The sequence below is a fragment of the Solirubrobacter deserti genome, assembly GCF_027587175.1.
GTDB lineage: Bacteria > Actinomycetota > Thermoleophilia > Solirubrobacterales > Solirubrobacteraceae > Solirubrobacter > Solirubrobacter deserti.
Genome location: NZ_JAPCID010000046.1, coordinates 51,167 through 66,270, shown reverse-complemented (window position 1 = coordinate 66,270; position 15,104 = coordinate 51,167). Strand labels below are relative to the sequence as shown.

19 protein-coding genes and 1 pseudogene are annotated in these 15,104 nt (G+C 72.7%); 13 read left to right on the top strand and 7 right to left on the bottom strand.

All coding sequences use genetic code 11. The features are described from left to right. The 4 genes and pseudogenes from OJ962_RS25565 to OJ962_RS25555 all read right to left on the bottom strand — a co-directional run. Positions 1-323, bottom strand: a pseudogene (locus OJ962_RS25565) (hypothetical protein); the annotation flags it as partial. A 120-nt stretch (positions 324-443) separates the two neighbouring features. After that, positions 444-998 carry a peroxidase family protein gene (locus OJ962_RS25560; RefSeq protein ID WP_270006695.1) on the bottom strand — a complete coding sequence of 185 codons (555 nt, stop codon included), beginning with the start codon at positions 996-998 and terminating at the stop codon, positions 444-446. Further along, a complete protein-coding gene (locus tag OJ962_RS34540) occupies positions 999-1,136 on the bottom strand; it encodes a hypothetical protein (protein ID WP_407697542.1) in 138 nt (45 codons plus the stop codon). It lies immediately after the preceding gene. 2 nt (positions 1,137-1,138) lie between these two features. Continuing rightward, entirely contained in the window at positions 1,139-1,606 is a 468-nt protein-coding gene (locus tag OJ962_RS25555; protein WP_202957026.1) for a peroxidase family protein, read from the bottom strand. 127 nt (positions 1,607-1,733) lie between these two features. Here OJ962_RS25555 and OJ962_RS25550 point away from each other — a divergent pair, with 127 nt between their 5' ends. Together OJ962_RS25550 and OJ962_RS25545 are read left to right on the top strand one after the other, a co-directional pair. After that, a complete protein-coding gene (locus OJ962_RS25550; RefSeq protein ID WP_202957025.1) occupies positions 1,734-2,180 on the top strand; it encodes a DUF6518 family protein in 447 nt (148 codons plus the stop codon). Beyond that, positions 2,162-2,386: a cold-shock protein gene (locus OJ962_RS25545; RefSeq protein ID WP_202957024.1), complete on the top strand. Its 225-nt coding sequence runs from the start codon at positions 2,162-2,164 to the stop codon at positions 2,384-2,386. The genes OJ962_RS25550 and OJ962_RS25545 overlap by 19 nt, the downstream gene beginning before the upstream one ends. A gap of 115 nt (positions 2,387-2,501) precedes the next feature. Here the strand turns inward: OJ962_RS25545 and OJ962_RS25540 are convergent, their stop codons facing one another. Then, complete coding sequence (locus OJ962_RS25540) at positions 2,502-3,164, bottom strand: FHA domain-containing protein (protein WP_202957023.1); 663 nt, start codon at positions 3,162-3,164, stop codon at positions 2,502-2,504. On the opposite strand from OJ962_RS25540, the gene OJ962_RS25535 reads away from it, so the two are divergent. The 5 genes from OJ962_RS25535 to OJ962_RS25515 all read left to right on the top strand — a co-directional run bounded on the left by OJ962_RS25535 (position 3,163) and on the right by OJ962_RS25515 (position 8,974). After that, entirely contained in the window at positions 3,163-3,483 is a 321-nt protein-coding gene (locus OJ962_RS25535) for an FHA domain-containing protein (protein ID WP_270006694.1), read from the top strand. The genes OJ962_RS25540 and OJ962_RS25535 overlap by 2 nt on opposite strands. A 70-nt stretch (positions 3,484-3,553) precedes the next feature. After that, entirely contained in the window at positions 3,554-4,627 is a 1,074-nt protein-coding gene (locus tag OJ962_RS25530; protein WP_202957021.1) for a hypothetical protein, read from the top strand. A 1-nt stretch (position 4,628) separates the two neighbouring features. Then, on the top strand, positions 4,629-5,030 hold the full coding sequence (locus OJ962_RS25525; RefSeq protein WP_202957020.1) for a hypothetical protein: 402 nt from the start codon (positions 4,629-4,631) through the stop codon (positions 5,028-5,030). Between the two features lie 3 nt (positions 5,031-5,033). Next, positions 5,034-7,343 carry a serine/threonine-protein kinase gene (locus OJ962_RS25520; RefSeq protein ID WP_270006693.1) on the top strand — a complete coding sequence of 770 codons (2,310 nt, stop codon included), beginning with the start codon at positions 5,034-5,036 and terminating at the stop codon, positions 7,341-7,343. Positions 7,344-7,402: 59 nt separating this feature from the next. Next, complete coding sequence (locus tag OJ962_RS25515) at positions 7,403-8,974, top strand: trypsin-like peptidase domain-containing protein (RefSeq protein WP_202957018.1); 1,572 nt, start codon at positions 7,403-7,405, stop codon at positions 8,972-8,974. Here the strand turns inward: OJ962_RS25515 and OJ962_RS25510 are convergent. Further along, positions 8,961-10,151, bottom strand: a complete 1,191-nt coding sequence (locus OJ962_RS25510) for an RNA polymerase sigma factor (RefSeq protein ID WP_202957017.1) — start codon at positions 10,149-10,151, stop codon at positions 8,961-8,963. The genes OJ962_RS25515 and OJ962_RS25510 overlap by 14 nt on opposite strands. Continuing rightward, the gene (locus tag OJ962_RS25505) at positions 10,130-10,537 is read right to left on the bottom strand and encodes a YciI family protein (protein ID WP_202957016.1); all 408 of its coding nucleotides are present in this window, start codon (positions 10,535-10,537) and stop codon (positions 10,130-10,132) included. The genes OJ962_RS25510 and OJ962_RS25505 overlap by 22 nt, the downstream gene beginning before the upstream one ends. Positions 10,538-10,621: 84 nt before the next feature. Between OJ962_RS25505 and bla the strand changes: the two genes are divergently transcribed. The 6 genes from bla to OJ962_RS25475 all read left to right on the top strand — a co-directional run bounded on the left by bla (position 10,622) and on the right by OJ962_RS25475 (position 15,091). Beyond that, positions 10,622-11,551, top strand: a complete 930-nt coding sequence (gene bla / locus OJ962_RS25500; RefSeq protein ID WP_407697544.1) for a class A beta-lactamase — start codon at positions 10,622-10,624, stop codon at positions 11,549-11,551. Between the two features lie 14 nt (positions 11,552-11,565). After that, positions 11,566-11,892: a hypothetical protein gene (locus tag OJ962_RS25495; RefSeq protein WP_202957014.1), complete on the top strand. Its 327-nt coding sequence runs from the start codon at positions 11,566-11,568 to the stop codon at positions 11,890-11,892. 109 nt (positions 11,893-12,001) lie between these two features. Beyond that, positions 12,002-12,295, top strand: a complete 294-nt coding sequence (locus tag OJ962_RS25490) for a hypothetical protein (RefSeq protein WP_202957013.1) — start codon at positions 12,002-12,004, stop codon at positions 12,293-12,295. A gap of 210 nt (positions 12,296-12,505) precedes the next feature. Then, positions 12,506-13,363 (top strand): MbnP family copper-binding protein, encoded by an 858-nt coding sequence (locus OJ962_RS25485; protein ID WP_202957012.1) that lies wholly within the window; start codon positions 12,506-12,508, stop codon positions 13,361-13,363. After that, a complete protein-coding gene (locus OJ962_RS25480; protein ID WP_202957011.1) occupies positions 13,360-14,511 on the top strand; it encodes a methanobactin export MATE transporter MbnM in 1,152 nt (383 codons plus the stop codon). The genes OJ962_RS25485 and OJ962_RS25480 overlap by 4 nt, the downstream gene beginning before the upstream one ends. A 58-nt stretch (positions 14,512-14,569) precedes the next feature. Then, a complete protein-coding gene (locus OJ962_RS25475; protein ID WP_202957010.1) occupies positions 14,570-15,091 on the top strand; it encodes a hypothetical protein in 522 nt (173 codons plus the stop codon). Positions 15,092-15,104: the final 13 nt, after the last annotated feature.

Genomic DNA, 15,104 nt, shown 5'->3' with positions numbered 1-15,104 from the left:
GCCTCCGACTTCCCCGGCGCCGCCGCGCCGTTCGCGCGCTCACCCGCGATGGCGCGGAGGCCGTGCATGATCGCCGTGTCGGCCGCGACCGGCGCGGCGGGCGGCGGCGCCGGCGGCGCGGCACCACCCGGAGCGGCGGCTCCGAGGTAGGACGAGATCGCGGCGTTGCCGATGCTCTGCTGCAGGTTCAGGACCTGGTCGACGCCCATGCTGCCCGGGCCTGCCGGAGCGCTGACGGGCGCAGCGGCGGCCAGGGCAGGCGCGGCCGCGGCCACCGGGGACTCGGGCGCGCGTGCGTCCTCGATGCGCTCAGGCGCGGCCACGAGCGCTCCTGCCTTCGCTGTACGAGCCGACCGACGTGATCCGTACAGGCTACGGACCCCGCCCGGAATTCGGAGCGCGAACGGGCATCCAAAGGTGCACACCCGTCCCGGGCGGCGAGATCAGAGCTTCGCGACGACCTCCGCGGTGTTGAGCAGATCAACCATCGTGAAGCCGTCGCCGGCGCCGTAGGTGGGGGTCCACTCCGGGTCCTGGCGCAGGTAGGAGTCGCGATCCCCGCGAATCAGCCCGATGATGACCTCGGCGACGATCCGGCCGCCGACCGGCCCGAGTCGCTGGCCGCTCTGCTTGAGGTCGGCCTCCCGCAGCACGTAGAACCACAACGGCGTGCGCTTGTCGAAGAACGTCTGCCAGTCGATGAAGCGCCGTGGCGCGCGGCACCCGCCGCGCAGGTCGGCGGGGTCGACGTCGGTGGGATCGAGCTGGTGGTCGCTGAAGAACGCGAAGAATTGCTGGCCGATGTCATCCCCATTGGTACCGAAATTCGCGCGGTAGCTCGGGCGCACCTGTGAGTGACCGAAGCGGTAGGCGCCGACGGAGAACTCCACCGGTATGTACGGGTCATGCCTCCACGAGTAGTACTTCGGGCCCGTGTCGAGGACCGTCTTCACCAGCGGCTCCCCGACCGTCTTGACCAGAAACTCGTGCAACACCATTCACTGATAGTGCCACCGCACACGCCGTTGTGCCTCGCGGAAGATCTCCCGCTTGGTGTAAGTAGGTCCGAACTCATCCTTGACATCGTCGACGACTCGGTTGTGAAAGCGCAACATGGCCAGGTGAAGCTGTGACACGATCAGGTTCTCGTCGTTGCGCGGGTCACCGAGCAGCGCCCGGTTCTGGCTGTTGCGGGGCAGGTCACGACCGGGCCGCTGCCGTAGACGCTGTCGAGGTCGAGCGCCGGCACGCGGAAGTTGCGGATCGACTCCGGGTCCTGCTGGCGGCGCAGGCTCGAGGTCGGATCGAACGTCATGTCGTGGTCGAGGAACTGCCCGACGAAGGTGAACCCGGCGGTGAGCTTCGGGTTGTCAGGGTTGTTCTTGAACAGGGGCGCCTGGGTGATGAGCGCGACCGGATCGCCGGGCTGGTCACGGGCGTCCATCGGGCCACCTTTGGCACCCACCTCGGCGAGTGCCTCCTTCACCCTCCTGGTGTCTTCGGCAAACGGTGGCAGTGGGGACGGGAACAGCCGACCGAACCGTCCTTGGTCGTAGTACACCGACTGGGGCGTGCTCTCACCGAGCCGGTAGTGGCCGTGAGCCATCTTCAACACCTCCGATTAACAGAGAAGTGTGTGTTACGGCGCGCCTTCCGAGCGACCATACCGGACTGCACGACATCTGCACACCCCCCACACATCGGGCCCGCCCGGGGCGCTTACGCTCACCGCCATGCACCTCCGAGCCGTGGCCGTGGGTCTCGCCGCGGGAACCCTCAGCGGACTCGGCCGCCTCCACCTCACCGGCACGCCTGAGCAGCTTGCCAACTCGCTCAGCACGTGGCTCGTCGTTCCGTTCCTCCTCGGCGCGTTCGCGGCCAACTGGCGCCGGGCCGCAACCGCCGGCGCGGTCGCCGGCCTCGGCCAGCTCGCCGGCTTCTACGCCGTCACCGGCGCGTTCGAGAGCGCCGGGTCCGTCGCCTTCTGGGTCGCGGGCGCGCTCGGCGGCGGCTCGCTGTTCGGGGTCGCCGGCCACCGGCGCGCGCTGCTCGTCCTCGGGCGCGCCTTCGTCATCGAGGGCCTCGTCGACACCGGTCCGCTGTGGGTCGCGACCGGTGTGGCGCTCGGTGCGCTGTCGCGCCGGCACGCGACAATCCCCGGATGCTCAACGCCACGGTGAAGTCCTGGAGCGACGAGGAGGGCTGGGGCGTGCTCGCCAGCCCGGAGATCGAGCAGGACATCTGGGTGCACTTCAGCGCGATCGACGGTCCCGGCTTCCGCGGGCTCACGGCGGGAGAACCGGTGACGTGCGACGTCGAGGACCTCGGCGGGCCCGTGCAGGACGGGTACCGCTTCCGGGCCACGCGCGTCGTTCGCGCGCAGTAGGACGCGCAAGCCGGTCGGGCACCACTGCGACCGGCTCGAGCTTCCGGGGTGTGGCCCGGTCAACACCTCGGGTTGGTGGTGGCGCCGGGCCGCGGCGCATACAACCTGGCCCGTGCTACAGCTCGCGCTCGGTCACGACCCCCGTCAGGAACGCCCGCTCGGCCAGCCGCACGCGCTTTTGCATCTGCGGCAGCTCGTCCACCCCGAACTTCGCGAACAGCGTGCGGAGGTGGCCCTTGACGGCGTCGACCGACAGGAACAGCTCCGCCGCGATCTGCTGGTTGGTGGCGGGCGTGGCGAAGGCGTCGCCGTCCTTGAACGGCCGGCACAGCGCCACCAACACGCGGCGCTGGGCCTCGGTCAGGTCGGCCGCGGTCGCCAGGTTCGCGGCGACGGCCGTCGCGTGCGACGCGCCCTGCAGCGGCGCGCGGAACTGCACGAGCGTTTCACCGAAGCGCAGCGCGTCCCCGTCCCGCAGGCGCCGCCGTCCCACCAACCGCTCGCCGTTCACGAACGAGCCGTTGCGGGAGAGGCCGTCGTCGACGAGCATCCACTGGCCGCCGGAGATCTCCAGCTCGGCGTGCAACCGGGACACGTCCGGGTCCCACGCGATCGTGAGCGCGGTCTCGGGCGCGCGGCCGATGCTGATCGGCGCCTCGGCGGGCTCGAGCGGGCGGATGTGCTGGACGTCTTCGCCGTCGCGGAAGAGCAGGAACGGCGTGCCGGCGCGCTCGGCTTCGAGGCGGGCCTTGATGTCGACGGGGGAGGGAACGGCCATGGCCGTGCGCGATTCTAGGTCCGCGGGCGTACGGCTCGTCGTGCTCGACGGTCCGGACAGCGGCCGGGAGTTCCCGCTGGCGGGCGCGATCGCGATCGCGATCGGGCGCGACGACACGGCCGGGATCGTGATCGAGGACGACCAGGTCTCCCGCCGGCACGCGCTGGTGACCGTCTTCGAGGACGGCGCGCGCGTGAACGACCTCAACTCGACCAACGGCACGTGGGTCAACGGCGCGCGCATCGCGCTGCCGCATCCGCTGCTCGAGGGCGACGAGCTGCGCGTCGGCGGGACCCGTCTCCGGCTGCTCATTGCGTGAATTCGGCGTGACCGGATCCGTCTTGTTAACACCGTGTCGACAGCGGTGGTGTACTTTCCTGGAGGCACGGATGGGCTTGCGGACGGCGACAGGGGTACTGCTGGCGGTGGCGGCGATGACGCTGCTCGCCCCCTCGGCGCACGCGCAGACGAACTGCGTACAGACTGCGCCGCTCGCGGGCGAGTACCGCAGCGGGCCGTACTGCATCAACGCGCCCGGCACGCCGATGCCCACGCTCGACGCCCCGCACGTCATCGGGGCCGAGAACAAGAGCTCGGTGGCCGAGAGCGACGAGGAGCTCTCCTGCCCGGACGGGTCCACGTTCGGCCGGACGGTGTGGGCGGCCGTGCACCCGAACCAGAACGGCATCCTGATCGTCGCGCTGGTCGGCATCGACGCGCGGATGGCCATCTACGACGTGGCGACGGGCCAGCGGATCTGCTCCGACGACTCGTTCGACAACGGCGACACGTACGGGCGTGAAGGCCTCGCGGTGCGCGGCCTGGAGGCGGGCAAGACCTACCACATCCAGATCGGCGGCCTCACGCGGCGGACAGGCTCTCCCGCGTCCGGTGACTTCGGGCTGTCGACGGCGTTCCTCGCCGACGACGGGTCCGGCGGCGGCACGGGTGGCGGAACCGGCGGCGGGGTGCCCACGACCACGGGCGGCTTTGGCAACAGCGCCGGAGATCCCGACCCGGACCGGGACGGCATCCGCGGCGCCCAGGACAAGTGCCCCGGCGCCGGCACGCGCGGGCGGGACATCAACCAGGACGGGTGCGAGGACCGCAAGCGCCAGGAGGTCGACGTCAAGTGGCGGATCGTCCCGACGAGCGGCCGCGGCGTGATCATGCGCGAGCTGCGGTTGAGCGGGACGCGCAAGGGCGTGACGGTCACCGTCCGGTGCTCGCGCGGCTGCAAGAAGCAGACGCTGCGGCCGACCAAGTCGCGACTGAACGTGAGCGCGAAGAAGCTCCGAGCGGGTCGGCTGAAGCCGGGCACGACGATCGACGTGAGCGTCTCGCGGCCGGGCTACAACGGCGAGACCTACCGCTACACGGTGAAGAAGACGACGATGACCCAGTCGTGGACGCGCTGCCTGCCGGAGGGCAGGTCCACGCCCGTAAAGGGAGCGTGCTACTGACATGCGGATCGTCGTGCTGACCTTGGTCGGTGTGAGCCTTGTGGCGGTCGCGTTCGGCCTCGGGCGGGTGACCCGCGCGGACGCGGGAGCGCCGGTCGTCGCGCCCGCTCCGACGCCTGAGCCGCTGGCGCCCGGCGCGCCCGTCTCGGCTTCCGGGGTGACCGCCGCACGTGCCATCCCGGCGCTGCGTCCTGCGCCCAAGCCCAAGAAGAAGCCGCAGGCGGCCACGCCGCCGTCGTCGTCGTCGGCTCCGGCGCCGACGCAGCGCACGACCACCACCACCACCACCGCACCGCCCGCCGCCACCGCAGCACCGTCGAACCCGCGGCCCACGACCCCGTCGCCGTCTTCGCCGACACCGAAGAAGAAGCCGGCGACGCGTCCGGTCGAAGAGATCGGCTGAGCCGTGCTCGCTCCTGGCGACATCGTCGCCGGCTATCGGATCGACGGCGTCCTCGGGCGCGGCGGGATGGGCGTCGTCTACACGGCGACGCAGCTCTCGCTGAACCGCACGGTGGCGCTGAAGTTCCTGGCCGACGTCCTCACCTCGGACCAGGACTTCCGTGAACGCTTCCGGCGTGAAGGCCTGATCCAGGCGGCGCTCGATCACCCGAACATCGTCCCCGTGTACGAGGCGGGCGAGGTCGACGAAGGCCTGTTCCTGGCGATGCGCCTGGTGCGCGGGAGCAACCTGAAGGAGCTGATCCTCGGCGGCGGGCTGAGCGTGGCGCGCGCGCTGCGCGTGCTCGGGCCGATCGCGGACGCGCTCGACGCCGCCCACGAGGCCGAGCTCATCCACCGCGACATCAAGCCGCAGAACATCCTCGTCGGCGCGCGTGACCACGCGTACCTGGCCGACTTCGGCTTGACCAAGGAAGCGGGCGCGACGGGCGTCACGAAGACCGGACAGTTCGTCGGCACGTTCGACTACGTCGCTCCCGAGCTGATCTCGGGCGAGATCGGCGGCCGCGGCAGCGACCAATACGCGCTCACCGCCGTGCTGTACGAGTGCTTGACCGGCGAGGTCCCGTTCGTGCGGTTGACCGACGCTGCGCTGCTGTACGCGCATGTCGCCGACCCGGCGCCGTCCGTGACGGCCCGCCGGGGGGACCTGCCGGGGGCGAGCGACGCGGTGATGGCGCGCGGGCTGGCGAGGGAGCCGGGGGAGCGCTTGGAGTCCGCCTCGGCGATGGTCGCGGCGGCCGCCGAGGCGCTGGCGGACGTCGCTGAAGACGCGCCGGGCCCGTTCGGCTCGCCGATGCCGACCGATCCCCGGCGCTCACCGACCACCGTCCGCGGCACCACTCGCGCCGCGGCGCCCCGCGCGGACACGCCTGCGGCCGCGCAGGACACGCCCGCGTCGCCGTTGCGCACGGCGGCGGCGGTCGCCACGCCGCCGCCGGCCGAGACCGCGCCGGACACCCGGATCTCCGCGCGCGTGCGCTCCCCGCAAACGCCGGCGCGCGAGACGCGCGTATCCGAACGTAGGGCAGGGGAGGAAGCGTCGGGCGCCGTGCGGGCGGCACCCTCCGAGACGCCGGCCTCCGGACGAGCGGCCGCGCCGGCGAGCGCCGGCGCGGCCGCGGCCCCCGAGACGCGCGGATGGGCGGGCGAAGCGCCGGCGGAGGCGCGCGAGGCGGCGCCGGAGACGCGCGTGTCCGAGCGCGGGGCGCAGTCGGGACAGGCGGCCCCCGAGACGCGCGTGTCCGAACGCGGAGCTGCGGCGGGCGACACGCCCTACGTGGCGCGGGAGGCCGTCCCCGAGACGCGCGTGTCGGCGCGCACCGCGGCCGCCGGCGCGACCACGTCCGAAGCGGCCCAGCGGCGGCGGCCCGCGCTCGCGGTCCTCTCCGTCATCGTCGTCGGGGCCGCCGTGGGCGCGTTCCTGGCGGGACGTTCCGGCTCGCCCGAGCCGGTGGCGGCGCCCGCGCCGGTCACCGTGTCCGCCGGTGGCGTGCAGCTCACCGCGCCGACGGGGTGGCGGCGCGCGGAAGCGCCCGTGATCCCGGGGCTGGATCTCAAGGACCCGGTGTCGATCGGGGCCTCCGACGGCGGCGCGGTCGCCGGCACGCTCACCGATCCTTCCGGCCCGCAGCTGCTCCCCGCCGGGTTCCTCGAGGGCCTCGGGAACCCGCCTGCGACCGACGATCGCGTCAAGCTCGGCGAGGCGGAGGCGATGCGCTTCCGTGACCTGCGTCCGAACGGGTTCGACAAGCCGTTGACGGTCTACGTCGTCCCGCTCACCACGGGCGCGGCCGCAGTCGCGTGCCACGGCCCGCAGCGCGCCTGCGACGAGACCGCCGCGAGCCTGAGGCTCGAAGGCCACGACACGCGGCCCGTCGGCCCCAGCGCCGAGTTCGCCGAGGACGTGGACGGGCTCGCCTCCGAGCTGGAGGCCGCACGCTCGGCCTCCACCCGCGCGCTGGGCCGCGCCCGCACACGCACCGCCCAGGCCAACGCGCTCGCTGCGCTCGCCGGCGCATACCGCGAGGCGGGGCAGACCGAGCTCGCCGCCGGACCGGCCGAGCGCGCGCTCGCGACCCAGATCACCAGCCGCGTCAAGACCGCCGCGGACGCGTACGGGGACGCCGCTCAGGCCGCCCGCAGCGGCCGCGAACGCGCCTACGCCCAAGCCCGCAGCGCCGCCCGGCGCGCCGAGACCTCGCTGCAGGGGGCGTTCGACCGCCTCGAAGAGGCGGGGTACCGGGTGGGGTGACCCCCGACGACACCATGGGGCCCTGGAGCCCTTGACCCGACGGCCATAGAACTCACGCCATGACCCCGACGGACACGCACAAGCTTCTGGTCACGGACGGAAACGCCAAGGGGCGCGAGATCGTCGTCGGCAGGGGCGAGTTCCTCATCGGGCGCCTCGCGGACGATGACGACGGCCGCCTCGCCGACGATCCCGAGCTGTCCCGCCGCCACGCACGCATCCAGGCCACGCCCGACGGGGGCCTCGAGATCCAGGATCTCGGCTCGACCAACGGCACCTACGTCAACAACGAGCGTGTCACGACGCGCCGCCGGCTGCAGCCGGGGGACATGATCGAGGTCGGCCAGACCAAGCTCAGCCTGCTCGACCCGCTCGGGCGCTCCGCGCAGCCGACGCAGTTCGGCCGGGTCCGCCAGCAGGACACGCCGCGCACGCCGCTCGCCGTCCCGGCCACGCCGGCCGCGGCTGCCAAGCAGCCGACCGTCCCCTCGCGCGCGGTCCCGCGCGGCGCCCTCATCGGCGGCGGCGTTGTCGCCGGGCTTGCGGTGGTCGGGGTCGCGGTCGCGCTCGCGGCCGGCGGCGGCGACGACGGCGAAGCGGTCAAGAGCCCGGTGGAGCCGAAGAAGCTGACCGTCGCGCAGCAGATCAAGAAGGGCGCGCCGTCCACCGTCGAGCTCACCACGCGCGGCCCGGGCTTCAATCGCGGCCGCAAGACGACGCTGTCGGGCGGCGGCTCGGGCATCGTGGTCGACGCCGAGAAAGGCCTCGTGCTCACCAACGCGCATGTCGTCGCGGGTCAGACGTCGATCAAGGCCAAGGTCGGCGGCGGCACCGAGATGAGCGCGCGCGTCGTCTCCCAGGCGCCGTGCGAGGACCTCGCCCTCGTCTCGCTGCGGCCGACCCCGAAGAACCTGGTCGAGGCCCAGCTCGGCACCTCCTCCAAGGTCGCCGCCGGTGACCGCGTGATCGCGCTCGGCTACCCGTCCGCGTTCGAGGAGCGCGTGTCCGACCGCACCCTGCAGGCGTCCGAGGGCATCGTCTCGGCGCCGACCGGCAAGTCGACGCTCGGCAAGGCCTCACCCTCGCTGCCCGAGGTCATCCAGCACCAGGCGCCGCTCAACGGCGGCAACTCCGGCGGCCCGCTGTTCAACGAGGCCGGCCAGGTGATCGGCGTCAACACCTTCACCAGCGGCCGCGGCGGCAGCCAGAACCAGAACGCCGCCATCGGCATCGACCGCGTCAAGACCCTGCTCGCCGACCTCACCGCCGGCAAGAACAGCGGCTTCGTCGGCTGGCAGCTGCTGCCCATGACCGGCGGCCAGCTCCCGTTGCGCCCGCGCACCACCGGCCGCACCGGCAGCGCGCTCGTCGTCCTCAGCGTCGACGCCGGCTCGCCCGCCGACAAGAAGAAGTTCGAGTTCGGCGACACGATCTACGAGATCGACGGCACGCCCGTGCGCAAGTTCCAGGACGTCTGCGACATCCTGAACTCCAAGTCCTCGGGCGACACCATCCGCGTCGAGGGCTACCGCTTCCCGCCGCTCGCCCTCTACGGCGCGCGCCTGAACTCGCTGCAGTCGGCGATCGTCCGCCAGGGCCTGCACTTCAAGCGCACGATCAAGCTCCGCTAGCTCGCACGCGCGCGGCCTGCCGGACCAGGTGGTCGCGCTCGGCGACGTTCGTGGCCCGGCGGGCGGCCTCCGCGTAGGCGGCGCCCGCCGCCAGCCGGTCACCGCCGAGCTCGTGCAGGTAGGCGCGGACCGCGTGCCAGCGGTAGCGGTCGCCGAGCACCCCACGCACGCGGTCGGTCTCGAGCAGCCCGGCGACCGGACCGACGACGTGCCCGACCGCGACGGCGCGGCCGAGCACGGCCGCCGGGTCCTGGCGCGGCGGGTCGTCGGTGAGCGCCACGAGGTCGTCGTACCAGGCGAGGATCTGCGGCCAGTCGGTCTCCTCCGCGCTGGCCGCGTCGTCGTGCAGGGCGGCGATCGCGGCCTCGATCTGGTAGCGGCCCGGGCGCTGGAGGACCAGCGCGGACTGCAGCACGCGCACGCCCTCCGCGATCGCGCGCGTGTCCCATCGGCTGCGGTCCTGGCGGTCGAGCGTGACGACCCGGCCCTCGGCGTCGAAGCGCGCCGGCCACCGAGCGTGGTTGAGCAGCATCAGCGCGAGCAGCCCGCGCGCCTCCGGCTCCTCGGTGGCGAGCGTGAGCTGGCGGGCGAGCCGGATCGCCTCGGCCGCCAGGTCCACCCGCTCCGAGTGGCCGGTCGTGTAGATCAGGTAGAGCACGCGCAGCACCACGGCGAGGTCGCCGGGCTGGTCGAGGCGACGCCCGCGCAGCGTGCGCTTGGCGCGGCTGATCCGCTGCGCCATCGTCGCCTCCGGGACGTAGAAGGCGTCGGCGATCTCACGCGTGGTGAGGCCGCCGACCGCGCGCAGCGTGAGCGCCACCTGCGAGGTGGGGGCGAGGTCGGGATGGCAGCAGGTGAACAGCAGGAACAGCGTGTCGTCGCCGGCGTCGCTGACCGGGCCGGGCGGCGGCTCGGCCTGCACCTCCTCCTCGCGGCGCGCCCGTGCGGCCTCGCTGCGGCGGGCGTCGACGAGCCGCCGGGTCGCGACCGCCGCCAGCCACGCGCGCGGGTCGCGCGGCGGGTGCTCGGGCCACACCCGCAGCGCCTCGATCAGCGCCTCCTGCAGCGCGTCCTCGGCGGCGTCGAAGGCCTCGCCCCGCCGGACGAGGCTGGCGAGCACGCGCGGGACGAGGTCCCGCAGCGCGGCCCCGTCGGTCAGTCGGTGGGACGTTCCCACAGGATCTCCCGGACGTCGATCCACTCGTACAGCGGCTCACCGCCCGGGCCCGGCTCGGAGGAGACGTAGGCCGCCAGCTCCACCGCCCGCTCGTAGGAGTCGACGTCGATCATCCACCAGCCCGCGACCAGGTCGCTGGTCTCCGGATGCGGGCCGTCGGTGGTGACGGGCGCCGCGTCCGGGCCGCCGTAGCGCACCCACGTCTGCGCCGGCGTGAGCGCCCGCGCGTCGACGTACTCGCCGCTCTCCTCGAGCAGCCGGCTGACGTGATCCTGGAACGCCATGTGCGCCTCGACGTCCTCCGGCGCCCACTGGTCGATCGGCGGCACGGGACGGTGCGGCTCTGGGCCGCCGCGGTAGTGCTTGAGCAACAGGTACTTGGGCATCGTGTTCCTCCGGGGTGGTCGTGTGGCCCTTTCACCTGGTGAGCGGAGCCGATCCGGGTCTCTCGACACGAGGATGCGGTATCCCTGATCCGCGTGCTCCGGAGACTCTGTGCCGCCGCCGCGCTGCTCACCCTGACGGCCTGTGGCGAGACCGCCGCGCCCGCGCCGACACCGACCGCCACGGCCACCGCGACCGCCCCCACGCCGACTGCGACCGCCACACCCGACACGCGCGCGTTCCGGCAGCTGGAGCGCGAGTTCGACGCGCGGCTCGGGGTCTACGCGCTGGACACCGGCAGCGGGCGTGAGCTGGCGTTCCGCGCGAACGAGCGGTTCCCGCTCGCGTCCACCTTCAAAGCGCTCGCCGCGGCCGCGATGCTGCGCGAGTACGGGCTGGACGAGCTCGACGAGGAGGTCGAGATCACCGGCCTGGTGAACGCGTACTCGCCGATCACCGAACGCGAGCTCGGCGGCAGCATGACGCTCAAGGCGCTGTGCGACGCCGCGGTGCGCCACAGCGACAACACCGCGGCCAACCTGCTGCTCGAGCGCCTCGGCGGACCCAAGGGCCTGGACGCGATCCTCGAACAGGCGGCCGGCGACAAGGCGACGCGGCTGGAGCGTGCCGAGCCCGAGCTGAACTTCTGGACGCCGGGCCAGAAGCGCGACACGAGCACCCCGCGCGCGCTCGCACGCGACCTGAACGCGTTCGTGCTCGGCGACGTCCTGCCCGGCCCGGAGCGCCGGCAGCTCATCAAGTGGCTGCGCACGAACACCACCGGCGACGCGCTGATCCGCGCGGGGGTGCCGGACGGGTGGAAGGTGGGGGACAAGACCGGCACGGGTGCGACCTACGGCGCCCGCAACGACATCGCGGTGCTGTGGCCGCCGGACCGCGATCCGATCGTGCTCGCCGTCATGACCAACCGCCCGCGCGAGGACGACGAGCACGACGACGCGCTGATCGCCCAGGCGGCCGAGGCGGTCGTTGACGCGCTCGCCGCGAGTCGATAGAACTGCGGACGGTCATGCAGCGCGCCCTGGTCATGCCGCGTCGCACCGCGTTGGCGTTCGCCGCGCTGCTGGCGCTCGTACTCGCGGCCGGGGTGGCCGATCCCGGGCTCGCGCTCGCGTTCGCGCCCGCGCTGGTCCTGCTCGCGCTGTTCACGCTCGGCGTGCGGCCGGGCGAGGCGCTGATCGAGCGCCTGATCACGCGGGCCGCGGCGCCCACTCGTGCCCGCGCGGCCTCGTCGCCGCGTCCGCCGCTGCCGCTGTTCGTGCGCCCCGTGGGACGGTCGTTCGCGACCGCGCTCGCGATGCGCCCGCCGCCGCTCGCGCTCGCCCACGAGCACTGACTCTCACGCGCCGGCGGCGTGTCGATCGCCCCTGCCTTCAACCAGCGAAAGTCCTGCAAATTCGCCCCTTGACGGCGATGTCGACAGTGCGCTAAAGCTGGAAAAGGTCATGCGGTTCCGCCGTGCTCATCTCGCCGCCCTCGTGGTGCTCGCCGTGCTCTTCGCGGCCGGCCCGGGCGCTGCGCTGTTCGCGCTGCCGCTGGTCGCGATCTTCGCCCTGCTGGCGAGCGGCCGCTACGTCGGGGAGGAGCGCCTCATCGCCCTTCACGTGCGAGCGGCGCTGCGCAGCCGGCGAGCTCCGGCGCCACGCTGGCGTCCGGCGCGGCCCGCCCCGCACCGCTCGCTGTTCGCTCGTGCGCCGCGGACGTTCCGCGGCCCGCCCAGCTTCGCGGCGGCCGCCTAAGCGCCGCCCGTCCCCACGTGCCGCCGGCCTGTGCCCAAGCCGGCGGCGCGGAGATGCGTGAACTCCTCTCCTCACGCGCTCCACGGCCCGGCGGGGCCTCATCCCCGCCGGGCACCCCGATCGCTTGCCCGGCGATCGGTTCTCCTGCGTGTCCCGCGGCGGACCTCTCACCCGCCGCGGGACACGTGCCCACTCGCCTGAAGGACATCAATGCCTCACGTTCGCGTGTGCGGCGCGCTTGCGCTCGCACTGGCCCTGTCGGCTGCGCCCGCGCAGGCCCAGCAGCAGAAGGTCGACCTCAAGTTCACGGCGGTCGCGGGGGACGAGCCCATCGCGTGCGGGACGCCCATCCCGGGTCTCGGCTCGACCGCCCAGGCCGCGCAACTGCAGGACCTGCGCTTCTTCGTCTCCGAGGTCAAGTTGATCCGGCGCGGCGGCAAGCAGGTGCCGGTCAAGCTCGCCAAGAACTCGGCCTTCCGCGTCACGCGCGACGGCGTCGGCGTGACGCTGATCGACCTGGAGGACGGCACCGGCTCGTGCTCGGTCGACGGCTCCGCCGCGATGAACGACGTCGTGCGCGGGACCGTGCCGAAGGGCAAGTACGTGGGCGTGCGCTGGACGGTCGGCGTGCCGTTCGCGCTCAACCACACGGACGCGCCCGCGGTGCCCGCCCCGCTCAACAGCGCCGCGATGGCGTGGTCCTGGCAGGTCGGCCGCAAGTTCACCAAGATCGAGTTCGCCGACCCGGGCGGCGCGACCGGCGCGTGGAGCGCGAAGACGTTCTTCATCCACCTCGGCAGCGCGGGCTGTGAGGGCAACCCGGCGACGGGCGCGACCGTCAAGTGCGCGGCCTCCAACCGCCCGGCGGTCAAGCTCAAGACGTTCGATCCGGCTGGGCAGCAGGTCGCGGTGGACGTCGGCGCGATGCTCGCCGGCAACGACATCACGCTCAACCGCGGGAACGCGCCGGGCTGCATGTCGGGCCCGGACGACCCGGAGTGCGCTGGCATCTTCAGCGCCTTCGGCCTGTCGGGCAAGCAGACCGTCTTTCGCCCGATCGACCGATGAGCGCGGTGCGGCGCCGACTGCTCCTGCTGGCCGGGATTGCCGCGGCTTCCTTCGTCGTACACAGCATGGCCTCCGCGTCGGCGCCGCCCCAGTACCGCTGGGAGCTCCCGAAGGGCTTCCCGAAGCCGAACGTCCCGAAGAACAACCCGATGAGCGACGCGAAGGTCGCCGTCGGCCGGCGGCTGTTCTACGACGTGCGGCTGTCCGGCAACGGCACGCAGTCGTGCGGCTCCTGCCACCGCCAGGAGCTCGCGTTCACCGACGGCAAGGGACAGGCGGTGGGCTCCACCGGCCAGCTGCACCCGCGCGGGGCACAGTCGCTGATCAACGTCGTCTACAACTCGACGCTGACCTGGGCGAACCCTGCGCTGGTGAGCCTCGAGCGCCAGATGGAAGTGCCGCTGTTCAGCGCCGACCCGGTCGAGATGGGGGTGACGGACGCCAACAAGGACGCGGTCCTGCGGCGGATCACGAAGGACCCGTGGTACCGGGCGCGCTTCCGGAGGGCGTTCCCGGGCCAGCAGCGGCCGATCTCGTGGACCACGATCATCCGCTCGATCGCCGCCTTCCAGCGCAGCCTGATCTCAGCCGACTCGCGCTATGACCGCTACCTGCAGGGCAAGGTCAAGCTGACCGCCGCGGAGAAGCGCGGCATGGAGCTGTTCATGGGCGAGCGCGCCGAGTGCCATCACTGCCACGGCTCGTTCATCTTCAACGACCAGGTGACCTACCAGGGCTCGCCGGCCGAGAAGCCGCTGTTCCACAACACCGGCCTCTACAACGTGGCCGGCACGGGCGCGTTCCCGGAGCTCAACCGCGGCGTGTTCGAGCTGACCGGCGAGCCGAAGGACATGGGCGCGTTCAAGGCGCCGTCGCTGCGCAACGTCGAGGTCACCGCGCCCTACATGCACGACGGCTCGATCCCGACGCTGGAGGCCGCCGTCGACCACTACGCCAACGGCGGCCGGCTGATCACCGACGGCCCGCTCGCCGGCGACGGGCGGGCGAACCCGTACAAGGACCCGCTGATCTCCGAGATCGTGCTCGAGCCGGGGGACAAGGCCGATCTCGTCGCGTTCTTGAAGACGCTCACCGACAAGCGCGTATTGACCGACAAGCGCTTCTCGGACCCGTTCCGTCAGGAATAGTTGATCGTTGTGCCCTTCTCTGGGAGGTTCGTGTGGTCAACCGCGAGGAGGGGCAGTCATGCGCGCCACGTTGAAGGTCATTGTCGGAGCGCTCGTCGCCGTGCTGCTGGTCGGCGGCGCCGGCGCGACGGCGGCCACGCTGATCACCGGCAAGCAGGTCAAGGACTCCTCGCTCACCGGCGCGGACATCAAGGACCGGTCATTGACGGCGAAGGACTTCAAGGGCTCGGTGACCGGGCCGCGCGGCGCGGCGGGTCCGGCAGGCCCGGCGGGTCCCGCAGGGCCGACGGGCCCGGCCGGCCCGGCCGGTCCGGCACCGACCGTGGCCGTCGCGAGCGTTGACGGTGCCGACGTCCCCGCGGCCCCGGGCGCCACGTCCGTGGTGGCAACCGTCGACTGCCCCGCCGGCCACATGGCCACCGGCGGCGGTGGGATCACCGAAACGGAGGTCTCCACGCTGACCGATTCCTACCCCCGCATGACGGGGCAGACGCCGACGGGCTGGACCGTCATCTACCGCAACACCACGGCCACGGCGGACACCGTGTTCGCGACCGCGATCTGCGTGCGCATGGGTTGATCTGCGCGTAAGC

Coding starts and splice junctions, on each gene's coding strand:
- OJ962_RS25480 (WP_202957011.1), top strand. CDS start 13,360: ATGAGCGCGGTGCGGCGCCGACTGCTCCTGCTGGCCGGGATTGCCGCG.
- OJ962_RS25545 (WP_202957024.1), top strand. CDS start 2,162: ATGCTCAACGCCACGGTGAAGTCCTGGAGCGACGAGGAGGGCTGGGGC.
- OJ962_RS25535 (WP_270006694.1), top strand. CDS start 3,163: ATGGCCGTGCGCGATTCTAGGTCCGCGGGCGTACGGCTCGTCGTGCTC.
- OJ962_RS25505 (WP_202957016.1), bottom strand. CDS start 10,537: ATGCCCAAGTACCTGTTGCTCAAGCACTACCGCGGCGGCCCAGAGCCG.
- OJ962_RS25540 (WP_202957023.1), bottom strand. CDS start 3,164: ATGGCCGTTCCCTCCCCCGTCGACATCAAGGCCCGCCTCGAAGCCGAG.
- OJ962_RS25485 (WP_202957012.1), top strand. CDS start 12,506: ATGCCTCACGTTCGCGTGTGCGGCGCGCTTGCGCTCGCACTGGCCCTG.
- OJ962_RS25560 (WP_270006695.1), bottom strand. CDS start 998: ATGGTGTTGCACGAGTTTCTGGTCAAGACGGTCGGGGAGCCGCTGGTG.
- OJ962_RS25475 (WP_202957010.1), top strand. CDS start 14,570: ATGCGCGCCACGTTGAAGGTCATTGTCGGAGCGCTCGTCGCCGTGCTG.
- OJ962_RS25495 (WP_202957014.1), top strand. CDS start 11,566: ATGCAGCGCGCCCTGGTCATGCCGCGTCGCACCGCGTTGGCGTTCGCC.
- OJ962_RS25530 (WP_202957021.1), top strand. CDS start 3,554: ATGGGCTTGCGGACGGCGACAGGGGTACTGCTGGCGGTGGCGGCGATG.
- OJ962_RS25490 (WP_202957013.1), top strand. CDS start 12,002: ATGCGGTTCCGCCGTGCTCATCTCGCCGCCCTCGTGGTGCTCGCCGTG.
- OJ962_RS25550 (WP_202957025.1), top strand. CDS start 1,734: ATGCACCTCCGAGCCGTGGCCGTGGGTCTCGCCGCGGGAACCCTCAGC.
- OJ962_RS25515 (WP_202957018.1), top strand. CDS start 7,403: ATGACCCCGACGGACACGCACAAGCTTCTGGTCACGGACGGAAACGCC.
- OJ962_RS25525 (WP_202957020.1), top strand. CDS start 4,629: ATGCGGATCGTCGTGCTGACCTTGGTCGGTGTGAGCCTTGTGGCGGTC.
- OJ962_RS25555 (WP_202957026.1), bottom strand. CDS start 1,606: ATGGCTCACGGCCACTACCGGCTCGGTGAGAGCACGCCCCAGTCGGTG.